The sequence below is a fragment of the Pontibacter liquoris genome (genome assembly GCF_022758235.1).
Lineage (GTDB): Bacteria > Bacteroidota > Bacteroidia > Cytophagales > Hymenobacteraceae > Pontibacter > Pontibacter liquoris.
On record NZ_JALEBG010000001.1, the window covers coordinates 1,894,921 to 1,918,440 of the forward strand.

General features: G+C 51.5%; 15 protein-coding genes. 13 read left to right on the forward strand and 2 right to left on the reverse strand.

From position 1 onward, the window contains the following. The first annotated feature begins 108 nt into the window (after positions 1-108). The 12 genes from LWL52_RS07870 to LWL52_RS07925 all read left to right on the forward strand — a co-directional run bounded on the left by LWL52_RS07870 (position 109) and on the right by LWL52_RS07925 (position 18,339). Complete coding sequence (locus LWL52_RS07870; RefSeq protein WP_242918590.1) at positions 109-3,087, forward strand: SusC/RagA family TonB-linked outer membrane protein; 2,979 nt, start codon at positions 109-111, stop codon at positions 3,085-3,087. A gap of 19 nt (positions 3,088-3,106) precedes the next feature. Further along, the gene (locus LWL52_RS07875) at positions 3,107-4,588 is read left to right on the forward strand and encodes a RagB/SusD family nutrient uptake outer membrane protein (protein ID WP_242918592.1); all 1,482 of its coding nucleotides are present in this window, start codon (positions 3,107-3,109) and stop codon (positions 4,586-4,588) included. A 197-nt stretch (positions 4,589-4,785) separates the two neighbouring features. Continuing rightward, entirely contained in the window at positions 4,786-6,285 is a 1,500-nt protein-coding gene (locus tag LWL52_RS07880; protein ID WP_242918594.1) for a glucoamylase family protein, read from the forward strand. Between the two features lie 109 nt (positions 6,286-6,394). Then, the gene (locus LWL52_RS07885; RefSeq protein WP_242918596.1) at positions 6,395-7,786 is read left to right on the forward strand and encodes a glucoamylase family protein; all 1,392 of its coding nucleotides are present in this window, start codon (positions 6,395-6,397) and stop codon (positions 7,784-7,786) included. Positions 7,787-7,799: 13 nt separating this feature from the next. Then, positions 7,800-9,533 carry a family 43 glycosylhydrolase gene (locus LWL52_RS07890; RefSeq protein WP_242918598.1) on the forward strand — a complete coding sequence of 578 codons (1,734 nt, stop codon included), beginning with the start codon at positions 7,800-7,802 and terminating at the stop codon, positions 9,531-9,533. A 272-nt stretch (positions 9,534-9,805) separates the two neighbouring features. After that, a complete protein-coding gene (locus LWL52_RS07895; RefSeq protein WP_242918600.1) occupies positions 9,806-11,983 on the forward strand; it encodes a glucoamylase family protein in 2,178 nt (725 codons plus the stop codon). After that, a complete protein-coding gene (locus LWL52_RS07900; RefSeq protein WP_242918602.1) occupies positions 11,984-12,658 on the forward strand; it encodes an SGNH/GDSL hydrolase family protein in 675 nt (224 codons plus the stop codon). Between the two features lie 11 nt (positions 12,659-12,669). Then, positions 12,670-15,021: a beta-glucosidase BglX gene (gene bglX, locus LWL52_RS07905; protein WP_242918604.1), complete on the forward strand. Its 2,352-nt coding sequence runs from the start codon at positions 12,670-12,672 to the stop codon at positions 15,019-15,021. Between the two features lie 253 nt (positions 15,022-15,274). Continuing rightward, positions 15,275-15,769 carry a thioredoxin family protein gene (locus LWL52_RS07910; RefSeq protein ID WP_242918606.1) on the forward strand — a complete coding sequence of 165 codons (495 nt, stop codon included), beginning with the start codon at positions 15,275-15,277 and terminating at the stop codon, positions 15,767-15,769. Positions 15,770-15,854: 85 nt separating this feature from the next. Next, entirely contained in the window at positions 15,855-16,919 is a 1,065-nt protein-coding gene (locus tag LWL52_RS07915; protein ID WP_242918608.1) for an FAD:protein FMN transferase, read from the forward strand. Between the two features lie 56 nt (positions 16,920-16,975). After that, a complete protein-coding gene (locus tag LWL52_RS07920) occupies positions 16,976-17,146 on the forward strand; it encodes a DUF4266 domain-containing protein (protein WP_437179352.1) in 171 nt (56 codons plus the stop codon). Further along, a complete protein-coding gene (locus tag LWL52_RS07925; protein WP_242918612.1) occupies positions 17,137-18,339 on the forward strand; it encodes a DUF3570 domain-containing protein in 1,203 nt (400 codons plus the stop codon). The genes LWL52_RS07920 and LWL52_RS07925 overlap by 10 nt, the downstream gene beginning before the upstream one ends. Positions 18,340-18,425: 86 nt before the next feature. Here LWL52_RS07925 and LWL52_RS07930 read toward each other — a convergent pair whose 3' ends face one another. Continuing rightward, positions 18,426-19,892, reverse strand: coding sequence for an aminoacyl-histidine dipeptidase (locus LWL52_RS07930; protein WP_242918614.1), 1,467 nt, complete (start codon positions 19,890-19,892; stop codon positions 18,426-18,428). Positions 19,893-20,149: 257 nt separating this feature from the next. On the opposite strand from LWL52_RS07930, the gene LWL52_RS07935 reads away from it, so the two are divergent. Continuing rightward, complete coding sequence (locus LWL52_RS07935; RefSeq protein WP_242918616.1) at positions 20,150-21,076, forward strand: mechanosensitive ion channel family protein; 927 nt, start codon at positions 20,150-20,152, stop codon at positions 21,074-21,076. 120 nt (positions 21,077-21,196) lie between these two features. Here LWL52_RS07935 and tamL read toward each other — a convergent pair whose 3' ends face one another. Further along, positions 21,197-23,512 carry a translocation and assembly module lipoprotein TamL gene (tamL, locus tag LWL52_RS07940; RefSeq protein WP_242918618.1) on the reverse strand — a complete coding sequence of 772 codons (2,316 nt, stop codon included), beginning with the start codon at positions 23,510-23,512 and terminating at the stop codon, positions 21,197-21,199. Between the last annotated feature and the right edge of the window lie 8 nt (positions 23,513-23,520).

A 23,520-nucleotide genomic window follows, 5' to 3' on the forward strand; every position in this document is an offset into this window, starting at 1 on the left:
TCATGTCTTATCACCAGCAGGAGAAGGGAACAAGGCGAGCAAACCCCAAGAATAGATTTTGAATGCTTTTGATCACAGTCCGCTATACTTTAACCTTAACGAATTTATATGAAGAAGTACATTTTACTTTTATTTCTTTCCTTGCTCTATGTTCCCTTTTTATATGCGCAGAATACCATTACCGTGCAGGGTAATGTTACGGACGCAACTACGGGGCAGCCGCTTATTGGAGCAGGCGTGTCGGTGAAGGGCACCAGCACAGGAACGCAAACCGACGCTACAGGCGCATTTACCCTTTCGGCCCCGGCCGATGGAACCCTTGTAGTGGATTACTTAGGCTATAACCGGCAGGAAGTACCGATCAATAACCAGACGACCCTGAACGTGAAGCTAGGGGTAAATGCCGAACAGCTGAAGGAAGTGGTTGTGGTAGGATATGGTACCCAGGAGAAACGCGACGTAACTGGTTCGATCTCTTCAGTGAAAGGCGAAACCATCGCCAGGCAGGCTACTCAGAACCCGGTTAGTGCACTACAGGGAAAAGTAGCCGGCGTACAGATCACCAATTCGGGAGCGCCTGGTTCCTCTCCGCAGATCCGTATCCGTGGGGTAGGTTCTGCTCAGGGCGGTACACAACCGCTTTATGTGGTAGATGGTACCTTTGTAAGCGACCTGAGCTTTCTGAACCCGGCGGATATCGAGTCGATGGAGATTTTGAAAGATGCTTCGAGTGCGGCTATTTACGGGGTGCGGGCAGCAAATGGCGTGGTACTGGTCACCACCAAGCGTGGCGCAGCCGGCCAAATGCGGGTGAGCTATAACGGGTATGTGGGCACGCAGCGCGTTACCAATAAGCTGGAACTGGCCAATGCGCAGGAATATGCAACCCTGATCAACGAGAAACAAGGCACCAACCAGGTGGGTGCAAACAACCCCTCCACCGACTGGTATGATCAGATACTGCGGAATGCCCTGGTGCACAACCACCAGGTAATGGCCGCAGGTGGCTCGGATAAAGTGACCTACACGCTTAGCGCAGGCTATTTAAACCAAGAAGGCATTGTGAAAGGCAATGATTATGAAAAGATTACCGCCCGCCTGCAAACCGATATTAACTTCACAAAGAACATCAAGGTTGGGTATAGCGCCATCTTCTACGACTATAAATCCAATGATATTCCGAGCACTATCTTTTACCAGGCTTTTGTCGCGCCTCCGGTACTTCCGATTTTTAAAGCTAATGGCAACTACGGCGATCCTGCTGATATCGGATTGGGCGACTTTGCCAACCCGCAGGCATCTCTCGACTGGTATAACCAGAAATCGCAGGGGCAGCGCCTGAATGGTAATGCGTTTGCCGAAATCTCGTTCCTGGATGCGCTCACATTCCGCACCAGCTTAGGTATCGATTATGGTATTGATCAATACCGCAATTACATAGCGGCCGATTCGCTGACCACAGTGCAGAAAGCCCAGCGCAGCACCTTAACCAAATCGCGCAGCAAAACCACAAGCTGGCTGTGGGAAAACACGCTTACCTACAATAAGACTATTGGTGACAATGATATAACCGCGCTGGTGGGTATTTCCTCTCAGGAAAACCGCTCGGAGCTGTTCGCGGGGTCTGCCAACGATGTGCCATTTGAATCGGAAGCCAACCTTTACCTAAGCCTGGGTGACCCGGAAACGTTTGACATAACAAATACCGGCGACCGCTATACTTTTGCTTCCTACTTTGGCCGCGTGAACTATAGCTTCCAGGACAAGTACCTGCTTACAGCTACGCTGCGTTACGATGGTTCCTCCAAGTTTCCGAAAAGCGACCGCTGGGACTATTTTCCCTCTATCGGTTTGGGCTGGCGTGTAACAGAAGAATCCTTTATGAAGAACCAGACTATATTCGATAACCTGAAATTGCGGGCTAGCTGGGGAAAACTCGGTAACAACCAGATCCCGTCCAATATTTTTACGCTGTTAGTATCAGACCCAGGCAGCTATACTGCCGTTTTTGGAGGAGTGCCCTCTATCGGCAGAAGTATAGCTAGTATTGTACCACCTACGCTGTTGTGGGAGAATGTGAAGGAAACAGACCTGGGTGCGGAGATGGGCTTTTTAAATAATCGCCTGACACTGGAGGCCGACTGGTATAATAAGAAAACCGAGAATGCCATTTTTACAGTTCCGATTTTAGGTTCTGCAGGCCTCTTAAGCAACGAAATAACCGGCAACTTTGCCACATTCCGTAACCGTGGTTTTGAGGTAGTGGCAGGCTGGAGCGACAATGTGGGTGATGATTTCAGCTACAACTTAGGTGTGAATATCTCTACCAATAAGAATGAGGTTACAGAGCTCACCACCGGCAACAATGCGCTGTTCAATGGCAATTTACCTGTAGGGGGTTACCAGGTGACCATCTCGCGTGTGGGCGACCCGATCGGCTCCTACTATGGCTACATTGTAGACGGTATTTTCCAGAATGAACAGGAGATTGCCGAATCTGCACAGGCAAACAGTGGTTCCATAGCGCCGGGTGATTTTCGCTACAGAGATCTGAACGGCGATGGCGTAATTGATAGCAGAGACAAAACAATCATTGGCAATCCGAATGCCGGGCTGGTCTATGGTTTCAACTCCGGCTTTACTTACAAGAGTTTCGACCTGCAGGTGGATGTTCAGGGAGTGGCTGACGTGGATGTATATAACGGAAATCGCAATACGCGCTACGGCAACGAAAATTACTCCAAGGACTTTTATGACAACCGCTGGCACGGCGCCGGAACTTCCAATTCATATCCTTCTGCCGACCTGACCGGCGGCAACCTGGACCCGAATGATTTCTATGTGGAAAGTGGCGCTTACGTTCGATTGAGAAATATACAACTGGGCTACAACCTGCCCACAGGCGTGATTGAGAAGTGGAAAATGCAAGCTTTCCGGGTGTATGTGAACGCGCAGAATGCCATAACGCTGTTCGATTATAATGGCTTTTCGCCTGAGATCGGTGGATCGCCCATCAGCCAGGGCGTGGACCTGAATGTTTACCCGCTTTCGGCTACTTACAATTTAGGCGTTAACGTTACTTTCTAATAAGCACTAAGTTAATCATATGAAAAATATAGTTTTTAAAACGAAGCGCAATACGCTACTTCTGGCCGGGGTGCTAGCCCTGGGTGGCCTCTATTCCTGCGGTGATTCCTTTTTGGATGTGGAGCCAGAAGGAAGCACAGTCAGCGAGAATTTTTTTGTAACATCCGACCAGGCAATCCAATCCGTGAGCGCTATTTATGGTAACCTGAAGGACTTTAACGTGTTTGTTTTCCCTTGGCTGGCTGTTACTACCATATCCTCCGATAATGCCGAGAAAGGCAGCGTTCCCGGCGATGCCGGTTTTCTGGATACCTTCGATGACTTTACGCTTACCTCTACCGAAGGGCAGCTGAATGGCTTCTGGACAGGCCAATACCAAGGCATTAACCTGGCCAACCAGTCCATTACAAATATCCCAGCCATTTCAATGGACGAGAACCTGAAAGCCCGCCTCATTGCCGAAGCCAAATTTCTGCGGGCCTTCCACTACTTCAACCTGGTCAGAACCTTCGGTGGAGTGCCCTTGCGAACCAGTGTACCTGTAGGAAAAGAACAGGAAACGCCCGAGCAACTAAACCCAGCCCGTGCATCGCGTGAGGAAGTCTATGCGCAGATTATAGCGGATCTGACAGAAGCGGTACAGGTGCTGCCACCCAGCTATGATGCCGCCAACGTAGGCCGCGCAACGAAAGGGGCAGCCCTGGCGCTGCTGGCTAAAGTGCAGATGTACCAAAGCAACTGGAATGAAGTTATGAGCCTGACCCAGCAGGTAATTGGCTTAGGGTATTCGTTGACTCCTAAGTATGCTGATATCTTTAAACTTTCCGGCGAGAATAACCAGGAGTCGATCTTTGAGGTGCAGGCGCAGACGATTCCGGGTAACTGCGATGCCTCCAATAGCCAGTGGTCAGAAGTACAGGGCGTGCGCAACCAGTTTGGATGGGGCTTTGTAGAGCCAACCCAGGACCTGGTTGATGCCTTTGAGAAAGGGGACGAACGCATGGAGGTCACCATCCTGTTCAGAGGAGAAAAGACGCCAGAAGGGGATGTGATCACTACTACTGCACCAAACCCACGTTATAACCAGAAAGCATACGTGCCCAGCTTCGTAACCCAGGAGTGTGGCTATGGCAAAGATCAGAACATCCGGGTGATCCGCTATGCCGAGGTGCTGCTGATGCATGCCGAAGCTGCCAACGAACTGGGCAATACGCAGGAGGCGCTGGATGCCCTGAACCAGGTACGTGAAAGAGCGGGTCTGACCCCGGCAACAACTACTTCGCAGGAAGAGCTTCGCATGATCATCTGGCACGAGCGCCGCGTGGAGCTGGCCCTGGAAAATGGCGACCGTTTCTTCGATCTGGTGCGCCAGGGCAGAGCAGCAGAAGTATTGCAGGCGCAAGGCAAGCATTTTGTAGCAGGCAAAAACGAAGTGTTTCCCATCCCGCAGCGGCAAATCGATCTGAGCGGAGGAGTTTTAACCCAGAACCCCGGTTATTAATAGCAACAGGTTTCAAAACGTGCGGCGCCCTAAAAAGCGTCGTACGTTTTGAACTTAATAGCCGTTTATACTTCTAAATGAGACTAAGAAAATGCGGGTTGCTGCTTGTTTTTTGCTGCTGGATGGCATCTTGTAAGGAGGAGGAAAATAGGCCTGCGAAAGTTCCGGCAACGCCCGAAGTACCAGCATCCCCAACGGTGGATGAGGATAAAGCGCTACTGGATGAGGTGCAGCAGGCCACCCTGGGTTATTTCTGGGAATATGCTCATCCCACGTCTGGTATGGCGCGGGAGCGTACAGGTTCCGGCGATGTGGTAACGACTGGGGGCACCGGTTTCGGCGTGCAGGCGATCATTGTGGGCGTAAACCGCGGCTGGATAAGCAGAACCGAAGCAGTAGCGCGATTAACCAAACTGACAACTTTTCTGGCTAGTGCCGATCGGTTTCATGGCGCCTGGCCGCACTGGATTAATGGCAATTCGGGCCGTGTCATTCCTTTCGGTACGAAAGACAATGGAGGCGACCTGGTGGAAACAGCCTACCTGATAAACGGCCTGCTTACGGCGCGCGCATATTTTAACGGGGCAGGAGCAGAGGCCGAACTGCGTGATAAAATAGCCCAACTTTGGGAATCGGTGGAGTGGGACTGGTACGCTTCCCGCGGGGATGGCTTACTATACTGGCATTGGAGCCCCACCTATACCTGGAAGATGAACATGCCCATCCGGGGGTGGAACGAGGCCCTGAATACCTATATCCTGGCCCTTTCTTCTCCCACGCATCCGATTACGGCAGCTACCTATCAGAATACATGGATAGGGCAGAACTTTGGTGCAGCGCAGCAGTATGGCGGCTATACTTTAAAGATGGGGCCCAATTTTGGAGGACCATTATTCTTTGCCCATTATTCCTTCCTGAGCCTCGATCCGAAACAACTGGAAGACAGCTATACTTCTTATTGGCTGCAGAATATAAACCATACCATGGCCAACCGCTCGTATTGCCTTTATTTCGCCCCAAAAGCATACGGCTACTCCGATAATTACTGGGGCCTGACGGCTTCTGATGACCCTGATGGCTACAGGGCCCATGCTCCCGGAAACGATAACGGCACGATATCCCCGACGGCTGCCCTTTCGTCTTTCCCCTACACACCCTACTACAGCATGCAGGCGTTGCGCTATTTTTATGGTAGCCTCAAAAATCAACTGGCCGGAACCTATGGTTTAAAAAATGCCCACAATAAAGCCCGGAATTGGGTCGCAACAGATCACCTGGCCATCGACCAGGGGCCGATCGTGGTGATGATCGAAAACTACAGAAGCGGCTTGCTCTGGGGCCTTTTTACGGAGCTGCCCGAGATATATGCTGGTTTAGTTAAGGCAGGTATGCATCAGCCAACTTATGCGACGGGTTTTCCGCTGGCTGTGCCCGATATGCAGAAAGGCTGGACAGACCTGCTACGTCATCCTGACCGGGATGCCTACCAGGTAGCTGTGGCCACGAGCGAGGGGGGAAGTTATACCCTGGAACTCATAAAAGTGGATGGTGCCCTGGCAGAAATCATCTGGGACAAGCAGGTGCAGCCAAATGGCTTGCAGCAGGTGGAGTTTGGCAAAGAAGTAATACCGGGCAAGTATAAACTGGTGCTAAGCACGGCTGCTGTTGCAAAAGAACTTGTGGTTTACCTGCACTAGTATGGCTGTAAATACGTAATTTTTAAATTGATCCTGTAACTTCATTTTAATCTGGTAACTAGTGATTTACAAGCCTGTACGCTGGCTATACTTTAAAGAAGCTCGAACTATGAGAAAACCGTTATACTTACTCCTCTCACTGCCTCTGTGGCTGTATAGCTGTCATAACAAGAGTGCTGATACTTCAGCCACAGCAACCACTGATATAGTTGCAAGCGATACAACCACATCAGCACCTGACACCGCCAGGCTCAGCGACGAAGAACTCCTCACCAAAGTGCAGCAAAACACTTTTCAGTACTTCTGGGATGGTGCCGAGCCAAACTCCGGCGCTGCCCCTGAGCGCATTCACCTCGACAATGAGTACCCGCAGAACGATCAACGTGTGGTGGCTATCGGGGCAACAGGCTTTGGCATGATGGGCATTCTGGTAGGTATAGAGCGCGGCTTCATTACCCGTGAGCAGGGTTTCCGGCGCCTGCAGCAGATCACGAATTTCCTGGAGAAAGCTGACCGCTTTCATGGTGCCTGGCCGCATTGGTTGGAAGGAGAAACGGGCAAAGTAAAGCCTTTCAGTAAGAACGATGACGGTGGCGATCTGGTGGAAACAGCTTTTCTAGTCCAGGGCATGTTGTGTGTGCGGCAGTATTTTGCCCAGGGCAATGCCGAAGAGAAAGCGCTGGCAGCGCAGCTCGATAAGCTCTGGCGCGGGGTGGAATGGGACTGGTACCGTAATGGTCAAAATGTGCTCTACTGGCATTGGTCTCCGGATAAGGCCTGGGTGATGAATTTCCCCGTGAAGGGGTATAACGAGTGCCTTGTGATGTATGTGCTGGCAGCGGCCTCGCCTACGCACACCGTGCCTGCCGAAGTATACCACGAAGGCTGGGCCCGCAACGGCGCCATCCGCGCCAATGCTACCCCTTACGGCTATAAGATCGCGCTGGCACATAATGATCATCCCGGCAGTGTCGGGCCACTGTTCTGGGCGCATTATTCTTATCTTGGCCTCGATCCGCTAGGTCTCAAAGACCGCTATGCCGATTACTGGGAGCATAATAAGAATCATACCTTGGTGAATGTGGCTTATGCAAAAGACAACCCGAAACATTTTAAAGGGTATGGCGAAAATTGCTGGGGCCTCACCTCCAGCTACTCCGTAGATGGGTACGCCGGCCACAGTCCCACCAATGATCTGGGTGTGATTTCTCCGACGGCTGCCATTTCCTCTTATCCTTACACGCCCGGGGAGTCCATGAAAGTGATCCGGCATCTGTATGAAGACCTGGGAAAAAAAGTATGGGGCAAGTATGGCTTTTATGATGCCTTCAGCGAGGAAAAGAATTGGTTTCCGCAGCGCTACCTCGGCATCGACCAGGGACCGGAAGTGGTAATGCTGGAAAATGCCCGCAGCGGCCTGCTCTGGGATTTGTTTATGAGCTGCCCTGAAGTACAAACTGGCCTCCGGAAGCTGGATTTTGAAAGCCCAAAATTAAAGTGATAAATTAATTCCTATGAAGAAACAGCTTTACCTTTTATACTTTGTTTTTGCTTTTTGGCCTGTTGTAAGCGCCTTCGGGCAGGCACCGCCACAGCAGATGCGTACGTATTGCAATCCGCTGAACATAGATTATACATACGCTATTTATAATTCGAATCAGGATATCTCATACCGTTCGGGTGCTGATCCTGCCGTGGTGAAATTCCGGGACGAATATTACATGTTTGTTACCCGTTCCATGGGCTACTGGCATTCCACGGACCTGCTGCACTGGAACTTTATCACGCCCGAAAAATGGTATTTCCAGGGCTCCAACGCCCCAGCCGCGCATAACTACAAAGATTCCGTGCTGTATGTGGCCGGTGACCCATCAGGTTCCATGAGCATTCTGTATACGGATAATCCGAAAAAAGGCGACTGGAAAGGCGTGCCTTCCATCCTGAACGATCTGCAGGACCCTGACCTGTTTATAGATGATGACGGGCAGGCGTATATGTACTGGGGATCATCCAATGTTTTCCCGATCCGGGCTAAGACGCTGGAGCGAAACCACCGTTTCCGGCCTTCTGAGAAAACTTATGAACTGTTTAAGCTTGATCCCGCCAAACATGGTTGGGATCGGTTCGGCGAAAACCACGCCGATACGGCCCGCGGCTACATCGAAGGCCCCTGGATGACAAAGCACAATGGCAAATACTACCTGCAGTATGCAGCGCCGGGCACGGAATTTAACGTGTATGGCGATGGCGTATACATCAGCGAGCATCCGCTGGGGCCTTTTACCTACGCACCCAACAACCCGATATCCTATAAGCCGGGCGGCTTTGCCAACGGGGCAGGCCACGGCAGCACGGTGGTAGGTCCGAACGGCCATTATTGGCATTTCGCTTCTGCCTCCATCTCGGTTAATGTGAACTGGGAGCGGCGCATCAACATGTTCCCGGCGTATTTCGATAAAGACGATCTGATGTACGTCAACACCTATTTTGGCGACTACCCGCATTTTGCGCCGGATGCATCGGAAAAGCCGGGGCAGTTTGCGGGCTGGATGGTGCTCTCTTATAACAAACCGGTTAAAGTGTCGTCTACCCTTGAAAAATTCGGAGCCGAAAACCTGGTGGACGAGAACATCCGAACTTTCTGGGTAGCCGAAAAGAACGATGACCAGCAGTGGATAGAGATCGATCTGCAGAAACCTGCTAAAGTATACGCCGTGCAGGTAAACTACCATGACTATAAATCGGATATCTATGGTAAAGTGCCCGGGCTGTATCACCAGTATGTAATCGAAGGGTCCAAAGACGGCAAAAGCTGGATAACGTTGGTGGACCGGAAAGAAAACAAAAAAGATGTACCCAATGATTATGTGGAGCTGCCAACCCCAGCCACAGTAAGGTATGTACGCTACCGAAATCGCAATGTTCCTACTCCTAATCTGGCTATTTCGGGCCTACGCGTGTTTGGTATCGGGCAAGGCAAAGTGCCTTCGCAGGTAAAAAAGTTCGCCGTTAAGCGGGAACAGGACCGCCGTAATGCGCGCATCTCCTGGGAAAAACAACCCGGCAGCCAAGGCTATAACGTGCTCTGGGGCATTGCGCCGGACAAACTCTATAGCTCCTGGATGGTGTATGGCGACAATTCACTCTACCTGCGAAGCCTGAACGTAGAGCAGCAGTATTATTTTGCTGTGGAGTCATTTAATGAGAATGGCGTGTCCAAAAGAACGAAAGTGATGAAGGTAGAATAGGTTCGTTCTCCTGGTGTATAGGAAGCGTTTCCCTTAGAAGTGGTTGCCTACAGATAAAGACGGAAGTGTTTTGAGGGCGTGCAATCTCGTAAGCGGTTATACTTCGGGCGGTTACCCCAATCGAATTATACATCCGACTGGATACGTAAGACACGGGTTACAAACCCGCGTCAGCAAATCAGGAGCTATTTAAAAGGGCAGGAGTGAAGCTGTTGGAAAGCAGTTACGCTACTGGCTTAGGCAAAATAAACTTTAGCACGCATTACAGCTATATGGCTTCACAACGTATGAAGTATACCGCATTTGTAATTTTGGCCCTCTGTTTGCGGCTGCCGGCACTGGCGCAGGAAACGCCTTATACCCGGGTTTTTTTTGATAACAGCCTGATGCCGGAGAATTACTTTTACTCCTCAGCCAGCTATACTTCGCCCAGTTGGGTGAAGAACAGCACCGGCAAACTGCCCGTTTCAGAAGACCTGTTTTTTACCCCTGGCAATGCCCTGGAACTGCAGTACACCTCGGCAAAAGGCGGCAAATGGCAGGCGCAGGTGCTCTACCATCCGCTGCGTGGCGTGGACTTTTTCAGGCCGCAGGAAAAGCTCGTGTTTTACCTTTTGGTGAAGTCGCAAACGGTTGTGTCGGAATTGCCTGCTATTGCTATAGGTATGCGGGAAGCTAAAAAGCTGTCGGAAGCCGTGTCGTTGCAACCCTACATCAGCAAGTATAAAACAGGGGAGTGGCTGCGGGTAGAGGTGCCACTCAGCGCGTTTAAAGGGCTCTCGTTCGGGAAGCCGGACGAGGTGGATGTGGTAGCTTATCAGCAACAATCCGATGATGGCAAACACCATGAATTATACCTGGATCAGCTGGAATTGCAGCCGCAGCATCCGGAAACAAGTATTAAAGCAATTCCAAAATTACTGCAGGCAAAAGGGTATGAAAAGCACGTGGATCTGGCTTGGGAAAAGATCTCCGATCCGGCCGTGCGCTACGTGCAGGTATACTGCTCTTCGGATAACAAAACATTTAAGCCTGTAGCCATGCAGCTGCCCCTGTACCAGCGCTATGCCGATTATGTGGACACCGTGGGGCAAACGTTTTACTACCGGATCAGCTTATTAGATGATACTTTTGCGGCCACCAAGCCCTCCGAAAGTATAAAAGCTTCCACCCGGCCCATGACCAACGAGGAACTGCTGGCAATGGTGCAGGAAGCAAATTTTCGTTATTATTGGGAAGGCGCAGAACCCAACAGCGGACTGGCGCTCGAGAACATTCCGGGCCGGCGCACCATGATCGCTTCCGGCGCTTCAGGGTTTGGTTTGATGGCCATCCTGGTTGGCATGGAGCGGGGCTGGATCACGCGGGAGCAAGGCGTGGCCAGGTTTAGCCAGATTGTGCAGTTCCTGGACAAAGCAGAAAAATTCCACGGTGCCTTTTCGCACTTTATCAGCGGTGAGACAGGCAAAGTGGTGCCTTTCTTCGGACCAAAAGACAATGGCGCCGACCTGGTGGAAACCGCTTTCCTGATGCAGGGGTTGCTGGCCGCAAAAGCCTACTTTTCTCATAATGATCCGCAGGAGAAAGCGATCCGCGATACGATAACTAAACTATGGCGTGGCGTGGAATGGGACTGGTTCCGGAAAAAGCCTGAAACTGATTACCTGACCTGGCATTGGTCGCCGGACCAGGCCTGGGTGCTGAGCCACCAGCTGATCGGCTGGAACGAAACGATGATCGTGTACCTGCTTGCCATCGCTTCGCCCACGCACAGCGTCCCGGCCAGTATGTACTACAGCGGATGGGCCAGCCAGAGCCCAAAAGCGCAGCAGTACCGCACCGACTGGGGCCAGACGAAGGAAGGAGCCATGTATACGAACGGCAATACGTATTTTGGTGTGAAATTACCGGTAGGTGTATCCAACGGCGGCCCGCTCTTTTTTGTGCACTACTCGTTTATGGGCGCAGACCCGCACCAGCTTACCGACAAGTATACCAACTACTTTGAGAACAACCGCGCCATTGCCCGCATAAATTATAGATACTGTATTGAGAACCCGGCACATCACCAGGGCTACGGCGAAAACAGCTGGGGCTTAACGGCCAGTGATGGTCCCTGGGGTTATGCTGCCAACGAGCCCGTGCCACATGCCGATTCGGGCAAAATGACGCCCACTGGCGCCCTGGCTTCCTTTCCGTATACTCCAGAAGAGTCGAGGCAGGCACTTGCGCATTATTACCGTAATTATGGTAAATTTCTGTGGGGCAGCTATGGCTTTCGCGACGCTTTTAATTTGGACGAGAACTGGGTGTCGCCCTTGTTCATGGGCCTGAACCAGGCGCCTGTAACGGTCATGATCGAAAATTACCGCAGCGGGCTGATTTGGAAGCTTTTTATGAGTAATCCCGAAATAACAAAAGCAGTAAATAAAATAAAAAAAGGAAAATAGATGACACGAAAATTACTTTTACACCTGGTGTGGCTCTTGGTAGCCGGCTTTATACTTCCTCAGGCAAATGCGCAGGAGCAAAAACCGGCCTATTGGGACGAGATACAGGCTTTTAAGCAGCAGGACAGCCTGCAGATGCCCCCGCAGCAAGCCATACTTTTTACAGGCAGCTCCTCCATCCGGATGTGGCAGGACATGCAGCAGATGCTGCCGGACTATACGGTGATTAACCGGGGTTTTGGCGGCTCCACCCTGGCCGACCTGCAGCGCTACCTGCCCGATATCGTGTTCCCCTATAAGCCAAAACAGATCGTGATGTACTCCGGCGAGAACGACATTGCAACCGACGCTATTAAAGCCCCGGAGGTGCTGGCGCGTTTTAAACAGGTGTTTACCGGCATACGCAAGCAACTGCCGCAAGTGCCCATTGTGTATATTTCGATCAAGCCAAGCCCCTCGCGCATGGCGTTTAAACCGGAGGTGCTAGAAGCGAACAAGCTGATCCGGCAGTACCTGGCCCGGCAAACCAACGCCCGGTTTGTGGATGTCTACACGCCTATGCTGAACAAGAACGGAAAGCCCAAACCCGAGATCTTCCTGGAAGACAGTCTGCACATGAACAACAAAGGCTACCAAATCTGGAAAAAAGCTTTGACGCCATACTTACTTAAATAATTGCCATACCTATGAAGCGAACCATACTTACAGCTTTCGTTTTGGCCTACTGCCTGGCAAGTTGCCAGACGCAGAAAGAAGCCCCGGAGCAGACACAAGCACAAACGCAAAACCAGACGCCGCAGCAAGCCCAGCAACAGCCTACGTCCGCTGATCCTGAAATGACACGGTTTATAGATGAGCTGATGTCCAAAATGACGCTGGACGAGAAGATCGGGCAGCTGAACCTGCTGGCAGTTGGCTTTGATGTAACAGGACCGGTTGTAAGCCAAAACGTGGATGAGAACATCCGCAAGGGCAACGTGGGCGGGGTATTTAATACCTATACGCCAGTGGCTGCCCGTAAACTGCAGGAGTTTGCAGTAAACAACACGCGCCTTAAAATTCCGCTTATTTTCGGCTACGACGTCATTCACGGGCACCGCACCATATTCCCGATCCCTTTGGGGCTATCCACCAGCTGGGATATGGCCGCGGTGGAGAGCAGTGCCCGCATTGCCGCCGAAGAAGCGAGCGCCGATGGTCTGAACTGGGTCTACTCGCCTATGGTGGATATAGCCCGGGATCCGCGTTGGGGCCGCATTGCCGAAGGCGCCGGGGAAGATCCTTACCTGGGTTCGGAAGTGGCCAAAGCGATGGTGCATGGCTACCAGGGCCAGGACCTGGCTGCCAGCAATACAGTGATGGCCTGCGTGAAACACTTTGCCCTGTATGGTGCGGGCGAAGCCGGTCGTGATTACAACAGCGTGGACATGAGCCTTAACCGCATGTTCAACGAGTACCTGCCTCCTTACAAAGCGGCCATCGATGCCGGCGTGGGCAGTGTGATGTCTTCGTTTAACGACATAAACGGCGTACCGGCTACGGCAAACAAATGGCTGATGACGGACCTGCTGCGCGGCAAGTGGGGCTTCGATGGGTTTGTGGTAACAGATTATACGGCGATAAATGAGCTGATGGCCCACGGCCTGGGAGATGAAGCGACCGTAGGCGCGCTTGCCCTGAAAGCCGGCATCGACATGGACATGGTAGGCGAGGTGTTCCTCAAGCATTTGCCGCAGCTCATTCAAGAAGGCAAGGTTACGGAGGAGGATGTAAACAAAGCCTGCCGCCGCATTCTGGAGGCCAAGTATAAACTGGGCTTGTTTGAAGATCCGTACCGGTATACGGATGAGAACCGCGCCAAAGCAACCCTGATGAAGCCCGAGTACCGGCAGGCAGCCCGCCAGATCGCTGCTAAAGGTATGGTCCTGCTCAAAAACGAAAAGCAGACACTGCCGCTCAAAAAGTCCGGAACCATTGCCCTGATTGGCCCGCTGGCAAAAAACCAGCGCGATATGATCGGTAACTGGAGTGGCGCCGGCGACTGGAAACAGGCCGTGTCGCTGGAGCAGGGTATCCGGAATGTGGCAGGCAATAATGTCAAGATTGTGTATGCCAAAGGCGCTAATTTTACAGATGATCAGCAAATGATCGCGCGCCTGAATGCCCATGGCGGTGAACTCGACATCGACAAGCGATCTGCCACAGCCATGATCGATGAAGCTGTGAAAGCCGCTCAAAAAGCCGATGTGATCGTAGCAGCAGTAGGAGAGTCGCAGGGCATGACGGGAGAAGCAGCCAGCCGCTCTGATATTGGTCTGCCGGGCCAGCAACTGGCCCTGCTCAAAGCGCTGAAGAAAACAGGGAAGCCGCTTGTGATCGTGCTCATGAACGGCCGCCCGCTCACACTTACCTGGGAAGATCAGAATGCCAGCGCCATGCTGGAAACCTGGTTTGCCGGTACCGAAGCAGGCAATGCCATTGCCGACGTGCTGTTTGGCAACTACAATCCTTCGGGCAAGCTTACTACAACATTCCCGCAGGTGGTGGGGCAGATACCACTCTTTTACAACCACAAAAGCACAGGCCGCCCCTTTGCCGGCGACCCGCTCGACAAGTATAAATCCCGCTACATGGATGTGTCCAATGATCCGCTATATCCCTTTGGCTATGGGCTGAGCTATACTTCCTTCAGTTATGCTGCGCCCCAACTCAGCAAAACTGCCATTAACCCTTCCGAAACGCTGCAGGTGAGTGTGGTCGTGAGGAACACCGGTAACTACGATGGCGAAGAAGTGGTGCAGCTGTATGTGCAGGATGTGGTAGGCTCCATCACACGCCCGGTTAAAGAACTGAAAGGCTTTCAGAAGATCGCACTAAAGAAAGGGGAAACCAAAACCATTACGTTCAATATCTCGCCGGATGATCTGAAGTTCTATAACAATGACTTAGAGTATGTGCTGGAGCCCGGCGATTTTAAAGTGTTTGTAGGCACCAACTCCCGCGATGTAAAGGAAGCCGCCTTTAAAGTAGTGGAGTAAGAATAACAGCTAAAAACAATTCTGGCAAGTATAAAACACGGTTTGACCATTGCAAGTTGTTGTGCGGTTTCAAAAAAGCGAAGACAAGTATAGCCTACCTGTCTTCGCTTTTTTATGTTAAATAAACAATATCTACTGCTTTGAATAAATTGCACCATATTTCACCTTACGCATGGATTTGGCACTATAGTTGAACTTAATGCTACCACCGATGTTTATGCAAAAGATACTACCGGCATAACGGCTAACCAGTATGAAAAACAACCGAAACATGAAAAAACGATCCACTTTTCTTTCCCTGCTGATGGGAGTATTGCTGTTAACTTTTAGCAACACCTACGCTGCCGGCACCGGCGACGAGGCACCTGCCACCTGGACGCATACGTATGCCGAGGCATCTAAACTGTCTAAAGAAACGCACAAGCCAATTATGATGGTGTTTGCTGGTTCAGACTGGTGCAAGCCCTGCATTATGCTCCGGAAAGAAGTATGGGATACGGAAGCCTTTAAGGCCTATGCCAAAGATAACCTGGTGTTGCTGGAGCTCGATTTTCCGCGATTCAAGAAAAACCAATTGCCGGCAGAGCAGATGAAGCAGAACGAAGAACTGGCGGCCAAATACGATAAGGAAGGTATTTTTCCGCTGGTGGTATTAACCGATGCTGATGGTAAGGTACTGGCTAAAACCGGCTACCAGCCAGGCGGCGCTGAAAAGTATGTTACGCACCTGCAGTCGCTTTTGAAGTAAGTAGTTTATAGCATATTTTAAAACGGAAGCCCATGTTGCAACTATTGCAGCATGGGCTTCGTGTTTATACTATATTTACGCTCAAATGCTCAAAAGATATTTCCTCTTTCTCCTTTGCCTTTTTCTCCTGACCAATTTTGCGCAGGCACAGCGTCTGCCCACCAAAACGCCACAGCAATATAAAAAGGTTTTATTGCTGATGGGGACCCGTTTTGAACTTGCTGCGGTTACCACCGACGAGCAGCTGGCTTGGGAAGCCATCGCTGCCGGCGTGAAAGAGATACAGCGCATCGAAGCGCTTATTTCCGAATGGCAACCCACTTCCCAGACCAGCGAAATCAACCGCAACGCCGGCATTAAACCGGTAGTGGTCGACGAGGAACTCTACGAGCTAATCAGTCGCAGCAATCGCATCTCCCGCATCACGGGCGGCGCATTCGATATTTCGTTTGCAGCCATCGACAAAGTATGGCACTTTGACGGAAGTATGACAAAGCTTCCGAGCTCGGAAGAAGTGGCCGCCTCCGTTAAAAAGATCGGTTATCAAAACATCATCCTCAACCCTGCGGACCACAGCGTATTTCTCAAAAATAAAGGCATGAAGATCGGATTTGGTGCCATCGGCAAAGGCTATGCGGCCAACCGCGCCCGCGATGTGATGCGCGAAATGGGCATACCCGGCGGCGTGGTAAATGCGGCCGGCGATCTGACCACCTGGGGCCGGCAGGCTACCGGCGAATCGTGGTATGTGGGCATTGCCGACCCGGCCGAAAAAGACAAGGTCTTCTCATGGCTGACAGCTGATGACATTGCCGTGGTGACCTCGGGCAATTATGAAAAGTATGTGGAGCTGGCTGGTAAAAGATATTCCCACATCATCGACCCGCGCACAGGCTATCCCGTATCAGGACTCAAGAGTGTGACCGTGGTTTGCGCCAATGCCGAGCTGGCCGACGCGCTTGCCACTGCTGTATCGGTGCTGGGCGCCGATGAAGGGTTGCGGCTGGTAAACCAACTCAAGGGAGTGGAGTGCCTGTTGATCACAGAAAATAACGAACTGCTGACCTCTGAGAACCTGCAGCTCCATTACTATAAAAACAAACCGTTAACGAGCGGAGCAGTCCGTGAAGAAAACACCCAAAACAGATGAAGCGATCTTATCCACCTTTAAAATGTCTACTCGGCAGCCTCTGCCTGCTAGGGCTGATGAGCAGTTGCGAAGCGGTCAAACCTTTCCAGAAAGCCTACCTCAACGAAGAGGAAATGCAACTGAGCATGCACAAGTCCGAATCTTTTGAAGTGAATTTTGAATCATACCGCGAGGGAGGCTCCGGCGCCAATGGCGGCAAAGTAGGAGGAGGGTGCGGATGCAACTAAAGTATGCAGTGCTGCTGCTGGCCTGTGGCATAGCAACAGCAGCAAGAGCGCAAAGCGCAAAAGACCAACGCGTGCAGCAGTTGCCACCGGCCGACGTGAACATTTTAGCCAGTTATTACACCCAGGACGGCAACCACTCGCCGGTGACGGGCGGTGTGGGTACCGAAGAGCTGACCGACGTTACGCCTACCATCATCGTCAATGTGCCACTGGATACGGTCACGAATCTGAACGTAAATTTCGGGATGGACTTTTACTCATCCGCCTCCACCGATAAAATAGATCCTTACACGGTTTCGTCGGCTTCCAGTTCCGATACCCGCACGCACATAAATATCGGCTTTAGCCGGAACAACAGCCTGCACCGGGTGATCAAAAGTATTCATGTGGGCGCATCAAAAGAGTATGATTATACTTCTTTCTCGCTGGGTGCGGGTTGGTCGAAAGGCTCATTGGATGGCAACCGGGAACTGAGTTTAGGAGCTGAGGTTTTCTTTGATACCTGGAAAATTATTTACCCCATTGAGCTACGCGGCCAGGGCGACCTGGTGCCGACTAAAAACCGGCAATCCTATAATTTCTCGGGGACGCTCTCGCAGGTCATTAACCGCCGCTTGCAGGCCTCCGTTTCCACGGACCTGGTATACCAGGCTGGTTTGCTTTCAACGCCGTTTCACCGGGTATACTTCCGCGATGATGCTGCCCATACGGTGGAGCAGCTGCCAGATAGCCGCTTTAAGTTTCCGGTGGGCATCCGCCTGAACTACTTTGCCAGCGATTATGTGACCACCCGCCTGTTTTACCGGTTTTATAATGATGATTGGGGCATTGTATCGCATACCTTGGAAGTGGAAGCACCAGTTAAAATCGGGCCGTTCTTTTCTTTTTACCCCTTCTATCGCTTTTACACGCAAACCGCCGCCGATTATTTTGCTCCCTATGCCGAACACAGTATAGCTGACGCCTTTTATACATCGGACTATGACCTGTCTGACTTTCAAAGTAACAAGTTAGGGATGGGGGTGCGGTATTCGCCGCTTTTTGGAATATCAAAATTCAACCTGCCATTCTCGGGCAACAACTCCCTGTTTAAAAGCATCGAGTTGCGCGCTGCCCAGTACTGGCGCAGCGATGGCCTGCACGCCTTTATCATCAGCACCGATTTGGGCTTTACCATCCCGGCCGCACAGTAAAACAACAAAGCCGCTCCAATTATAGAGCGGCTTTGTTGTTTTAATAAGTATGGCAAGTGATTTATAAGTATAACACTTGAAGTATATTATGCCTCTTTTGCCGGAATATGCTTGAGGGTTTCGAGCAGGAAACCCCAGTATTTCTGCACAGAGCTGATCTGCACTTTCTCATCAGGCGAGTGCGCTCCGCGAATATTAGGGCCGAAAGAGATCATTTCCATGTCGGGGTAGTTGGCGCCAAGTATGCCGCATTCCAGGCCGGCATGGCAGGCGTTCACGTCGGGCTCGCTTTGGAACATGTCGCGGTATAGCTTGGTCATGATCTGCACAATAGCTGCCTCCGGCCGAGGCGTCCAGCCCGGGTATGAACCCGTCAGCTTTACCTCAGCACCGGCCAATTCCAGCGCACTCCGGATCGCAGTAGCCAGGTCCAGCTTCTCTGAATTTACAGCACTTCGTGTCAGGCACATGATGGTATAGCCGCCTTCCTGCACCAGCACCCGTGCCAGATTATTGCTGGTCTGTACCAGGTTCTCGATGTCGGGGCTGAGGCGGTAAATACCATTTGGGCAGGTATACAGCACGCGCAGCAACTTGTGCTGAAAGTCGGCCGGTAATACCATTGCGGGAACGGTTGTTGGTTCCAGCACCACTTCCAGTGCAGGGTCTGTGGTGGCGTATTCGGCCTTCAGCACCTGGGTTTGCTGCACTATCAAATTTTTAAATGCTTCTTCCTGGCCGGCAGCAACCGCTAGTATGGCAAAAGACTCCCGCGGAATAGCGTTGCGTAAGCCACCGCCATCCAGGGCGCTCACCTTTACAGCTGTTTCTTCGGTAGCCTGAAATAGCAACCGGTTCATGAGCTTGTTAGCATTGCCACGTCCCAGGTGAATGTCCATGCCGGAGTGGCCACCGGTTAAGCCTCTAACTGTTAGTTTGTAGCCTTTGCTGCCCGCCGGAGCCTGCTCGGGCGTATAGTGGCCGGTTGCGGTTACATCTATACCGCCGGCACACCCAATGGTCAACTCCCGGTCGTCTTCAGTGTCCAGGTTCAGCATAATGGGAGCGTCCAGCAAGCCGCCCTTCAGGTTCATGGCCCCGGTCATACCTGTTTCCTCATCTATGGTAAACAAGGCCTCCAGCGCAGGATGTGGGATATCGGTAGAAGAGAGCAAAGCCATAATGCTGGCCACCCCAATGCCATTATCGGCACCCAGGGTGGTGCCATCTGCTTTTACCCAATCACCGTCCACATACATGCGGATGCCTTCGGTATTGAAATCAAAGGTGGTGCTTGCATTTTTCTGGTGCACCATATCCAGGTGGCTTTGCAGCGCTACCGTCTGGCGGTCTTCCATACCGGGTGTTGCCGGTTTTTTGATGATCACATTCCCCGTTTCATCAACCAATGTGGGCAGGCCCAACTGCTCGCCAAAGTTTCTGATGAACTGGATCACACGCTCTTCTTTCTTTGATGGCCTGGGAACGGCATTCAGGTCAGCAAAATGATTCCACATAGCCTTTGGTTCCAGGCTTCGTATGTCAGTGCTCATAGTTTGATGTTATGTTAGCAAGTATAAATTAGAGTATCTATGGCCGAGAAGAGACAAAACAGGCACTTTCTCCGCCTAAATACAGGGCTTAAAGTTACGGATTTATATGGCTTTTAGCGCACTGCAGATTCTTATTCCAGGTTAATAGGGATTCCATTTGCGAGCTGGCTGGCCGGTAAACTCGGGTGTAACAGTCAAAATCTGCCTGAGTGGCTATCTTTCGGATGCGGGCTTTCGTAAGTACGTTGAAAAACTTTATGCAGCAGATTTATAGCTGGCTCGAAGAAACAACAGGGATCAGCATCGCTTTTCAGGAACAGGTACTGCTCACGGCCCTCGTCCTGCTGGCGCTTTGGCTGCTGAGCAGGGCGCTGCTGCGCTTCATCTACAAGCGCCAGCCCGATCTCCGAAAACAATACCAATGGCGCAAAACCACAAATTACATTACTACGGCAGTAGGCATTATGCTGCTGGCTAATATCTGGTTTAACGGGTTCCGCTCTATTGCTACTTTCCTGGGTTTGCTTTCCGCCGGCCTGGTAGTAGCCCTGCGCGAGCCCTTACTTAGTATGGCGGGCTGGTTATACCTGATCTGGAAACGCCCGTTTCACATCGGGGACCGCATCCAAATAGGAGACCATGTGGGGGATGTGATCGATATCCGGTTGTTCCAGTTTACGCTGAACGAAGTACGGGAATGGGTACAGGGAGATCAGCCGACCGGCCGGGTGGTTCATATACCTAACGGGCGCCTTTTTCTGGTAGCGCAGTCCAACTACAACTATGGCTTCCCTTATATCTGGCATGAAGTGCCCGTGCATCTGACCTTTGAAAGTAACTGGCAGAAGGCAAAAGGCATTTTGCTTGAATCCGCTGCCCGCAACTGTGAGAAGCTCTCGGAACAAACGATGTTGCAGGTGAAGAGGCGCTCTCAGCGGCACCTGATCTTTTTTGATGACCTGGACCCGAAGATCTATACTAAGGTAATAGATAACGGCATTCAGCTTACGGTGCGCTACCTGAGCAGAATTGCCGGCAGAAGGAAAAGCGAGCACCAGATCTGGGAAGAAGTGCTGCCGCAGTTTTTAGCAGCACCGGATATACAGTTTGCCTATCCTACCACCCGTTTTTACCAGACGCCGCCCGGCACCCAATCGCCCATGTACCCGCAGGTTGGGGATTGAAGTCCGGCAAACGAATGCCATCTCTTAACTCCTGCCCCGGTTATCACTTGTCATGAAACAGGTATTATACCTGGTCTTGATAGCGGGTAAAGTTGGAATTACATTCAGCAAGTATGGCCCTTAAAAGGGGTAACCAATGGCAATATTCAGCGTCATGCCGGTTTCCCCCTTAAACGAAGGAGTGAAGTCGCTGAGCACGTTGCGTTCTCCTTTGGGTAAGTAGGGGACCTGCACCGGTATGCCCAGGTCAAATCGGATCACAAAGAATTCGATGTCCACGCGTACGCCAAAACCGGTTCCGATCGCCAGCTGATCCATTAAATTGCTGGCCTTGAAAGCAGCGCCAGGCTTCTCGGCTGTCTCACGGAGCAGCCAGATATTACCGGCATCCACAAACAGGGCTCCTTTAAAAAAGCCCGTGATAGGGAAGCGGTATTCCACGTTTGCTTCGAGCCGGATATCACCGGTTTGGTCAAAATAGGATGTCTGGATGCTATCCGGAACATTGTATGATCCAGGCCCGATACTGCGGGGCTGAAAGGCCCGGATGCTGTTGGGGCCGCCAATGGTAAACTGCTTGACATAGGGCATGGTGTTCGAATTGCCATACGCGAAACCCACTCCAGCTAAAAGGCGTGTAACAAGTTGGCTTTCTTTTCCGAAGTTGAAGTAGTACCTGAAATCGTTTTCAACCCGCGTGTACTGCGAATAAGCCTTGCCAAAGAGCGTGCGACCTACCGAATCGGTTGGGCTGGACTGCCCGGTCAGGCTTTGCAAAGCATTGATGGCATTTCCTGATAGATCGATATTGACATTGTTAAAGAACTGATGCGTGCGCTGCTCATAGATCTGCGTATTCCAGGTTAGGTTATACATGGTTCCGATGATGAATTGCTCCTCGAAGCTGCGCTGTAAAAACTCACTTGAATCGAGCAGCGCTTTAAATTTGTCGGACGTATTAGCCAGCTGCACAAACTGCAGGTTAATCGGCGTTACTTCGTGCGTGATTGTTGGCCTTGGACGCCAGTTGTAGCCATAGGTGGCATGAAAGGAATTTAACTGAAAAAAGTTAACCCTGTTCTGGTAATCGAACCCCAGGGTCATGGTGGTATGCGGTGCAAACTGCGAGCGAAGGTTATGAATCTTGAAGGGCGCCACAAACCGCGGAAAGGTCAGGGCGGCTTCGGCACCAAGCTCCACTGAGTTCAGGCTGGTACCCGAATTTCCGCCAGACAAAAAGCTGCCCGTCAGGCTGAGGGTTAGCAATTCTGAACCTTTCAGGGCATTCCGGTTCCGGAACGAGGCCGTGATACCCGGGCCGGCAAAGCCGTTTGTCTTGGATACGCCCTGTGCTTCGGCCTGCAGCGATTTCTTAAACGATTGTGTCAGGTATATATGGGCATCAAGCTTATCGGGGTTGAGCGTATCCACATCGTAATCAATGTTGGCATACTTGAAAGCACTCAGGCCCATCAGGCGCTGCAGCGAAAGCAACTGCTCCTGCCGCGAATAGAGGCTGTCTTTTTCAAGAAAGATATTCGGCATCAGCCGCTTGGCCTTGATGTAATTCTCATTCGGGATATAATCGTAGCCTTTAAAATGGATGGTGTCGTTTGCATACAGGCTGTCGGCCAGCGAATAACCCGTAAACACATAAATATCATCCATGGTATAAGGATGTAAAGCCGCGGCGGGAGCGGTCTTTTTCAGGCGCAGCAGCACGTCCAGCTGATGGTTACCCACCGTAGAATCTACCTGGAAGATCATCAGGTCGGGGCTGAAGTTAAAATAACCTTTGTTTTTGAGGAGGTCATCAATGCGCTCGCGCTCAGCCGTTAAGGTCTGCAGGTTATAAATATCGCCAACTTTCAGCAGGGAGCCGTCTTGTGTTTTCCGGATCGCTGTCGCTGCCTGCACAGAGTCTGTGGCAGGAAACTCGATGCGCCGGATGCGGTAAGGCTCTCCGACATTGACATGCCAGTTCACGGCCATTTTCTTCGTCGCCACGGTATCGAAGGTACTCGCTACCGCTTTGTTAAAGTATCCATTATTGTCCAGTCTCCCCCGCATGATGCTGTTGACGGTACCGGTATCGAGTTGCGAGAGCAGCACCGGCGGCTCGCCCATTTTGGTCTGTACCCAATGCTTGATCCCTTTTTCTTTTTCTGTATAAAAGGCGTTATATATCCATAATTTAAACGGAATACCCAGCAGCTTCGCATTCGGTTTTGGCCGCACCACCCCGTCAAGGTCGGTGCTTAATTTGCTAATTTCATCTTTCGACGTATTGCCGTCCACCTTCACCTCATACTTCCAGAATAGGGCCTCGCCTTCGGGTACATGTTTGGTACTGCTGCAGGCGCTGAGCAGCCCCAGCAGGCAAAGCAAGAAGAGCGCGTGGCGTAACGGGAAGTGGCGCACGTGTATGAATTTCATAGTTCTAG

Excerpts from the sequence above, each read along its gene's own strand:
- LWL52_RS07870 (WP_242918590.1), top strand. The coding sequence starts at position 109 with ATGAAGAAGTACATTTTACTTTTATTTCTTTCCTTGCTCTATGTTCCC.
- LWL52_RS07875 (WP_242918592.1), top strand. The coding sequence starts at position 3,107 with ATGAAAAATATAGTTTTTAAAACGAAGCGCAATACGCTACTTCTGGCC.
- LWL52_RS07885 (WP_242918596.1), top strand. The coding sequence starts at position 6,395 with ATGAGAAAACCGTTATACTTACTCCTCTCACTGCCTCTGTGGCTGTAT.
- LWL52_RS07890 (WP_242918598.1), top strand. The coding sequence starts at position 7,800 with ATGAAGAAACAGCTTTACCTTTTATACTTTGTTTTTGCTTTTTGGCCT.
- LWL52_RS07895 (WP_242918600.1), top strand. The coding sequence starts at position 9,806 with ATGGCTTCACAACGTATGAAGTATACCGCATTTGTAATTTTGGCCCTC.
- LWL52_RS07900 (WP_242918602.1), top strand. The coding sequence starts at position 11,984 with ATGACACGAAAATTACTTTTACACCTGGTGTGGCTCTTGGTAGCCGGC.
- bglX (WP_242918604.1), top strand. The coding sequence starts at position 12,670 with ATGAAGCGAACCATACTTACAGCTTTCGTTTTGGCCTACTGCCTGGCA.
- LWL52_RS07910 (WP_242918606.1), top strand. The coding sequence starts at position 15,275 with ATGAAAAACAACCGAAACATGAAAAAACGATCCACTTTTCTTTCCCTG.
- LWL52_RS07915 (WP_242918608.1), top strand. The coding sequence starts at position 15,855 with ATGCTCAAAAGATATTTCCTCTTTCTCCTTTGCCTTTTTCTCCTGACC.
- LWL52_RS07920 (WP_437179352.1), top strand. The coding sequence starts at position 16,976 with ATGAGCAGTTGCGAAGCGGTCAAACCTTTCCAGAAAGCCTACCTCAAC.
- LWL52_RS07925 (WP_242918612.1), top strand. The coding sequence starts at position 17,137 with ATGCAACTAAAGTATGCAGTGCTGCTGCTGGCCTGTGGCATAGCAACA.
- LWL52_RS07930 (WP_242918614.1), bottom strand. The coding sequence starts at position 19,892 with ATGAGCACTGACATACGAAGCCTGGAACCAAAGGCTATGTGGAATCAT.
- LWL52_RS07935 (WP_242918616.1), top strand. The coding sequence starts at position 20,150 with ATGCAGCAGATTTATAGCTGGCTCGAAGAAACAACAGGGATCAGCATC.
- tamL (WP_242918618.1), bottom strand. The coding sequence starts at position 23,512 with ATGAAATTCATACACGTGCGCCACTTCCCGTTACGCCACGCGCTCTTC.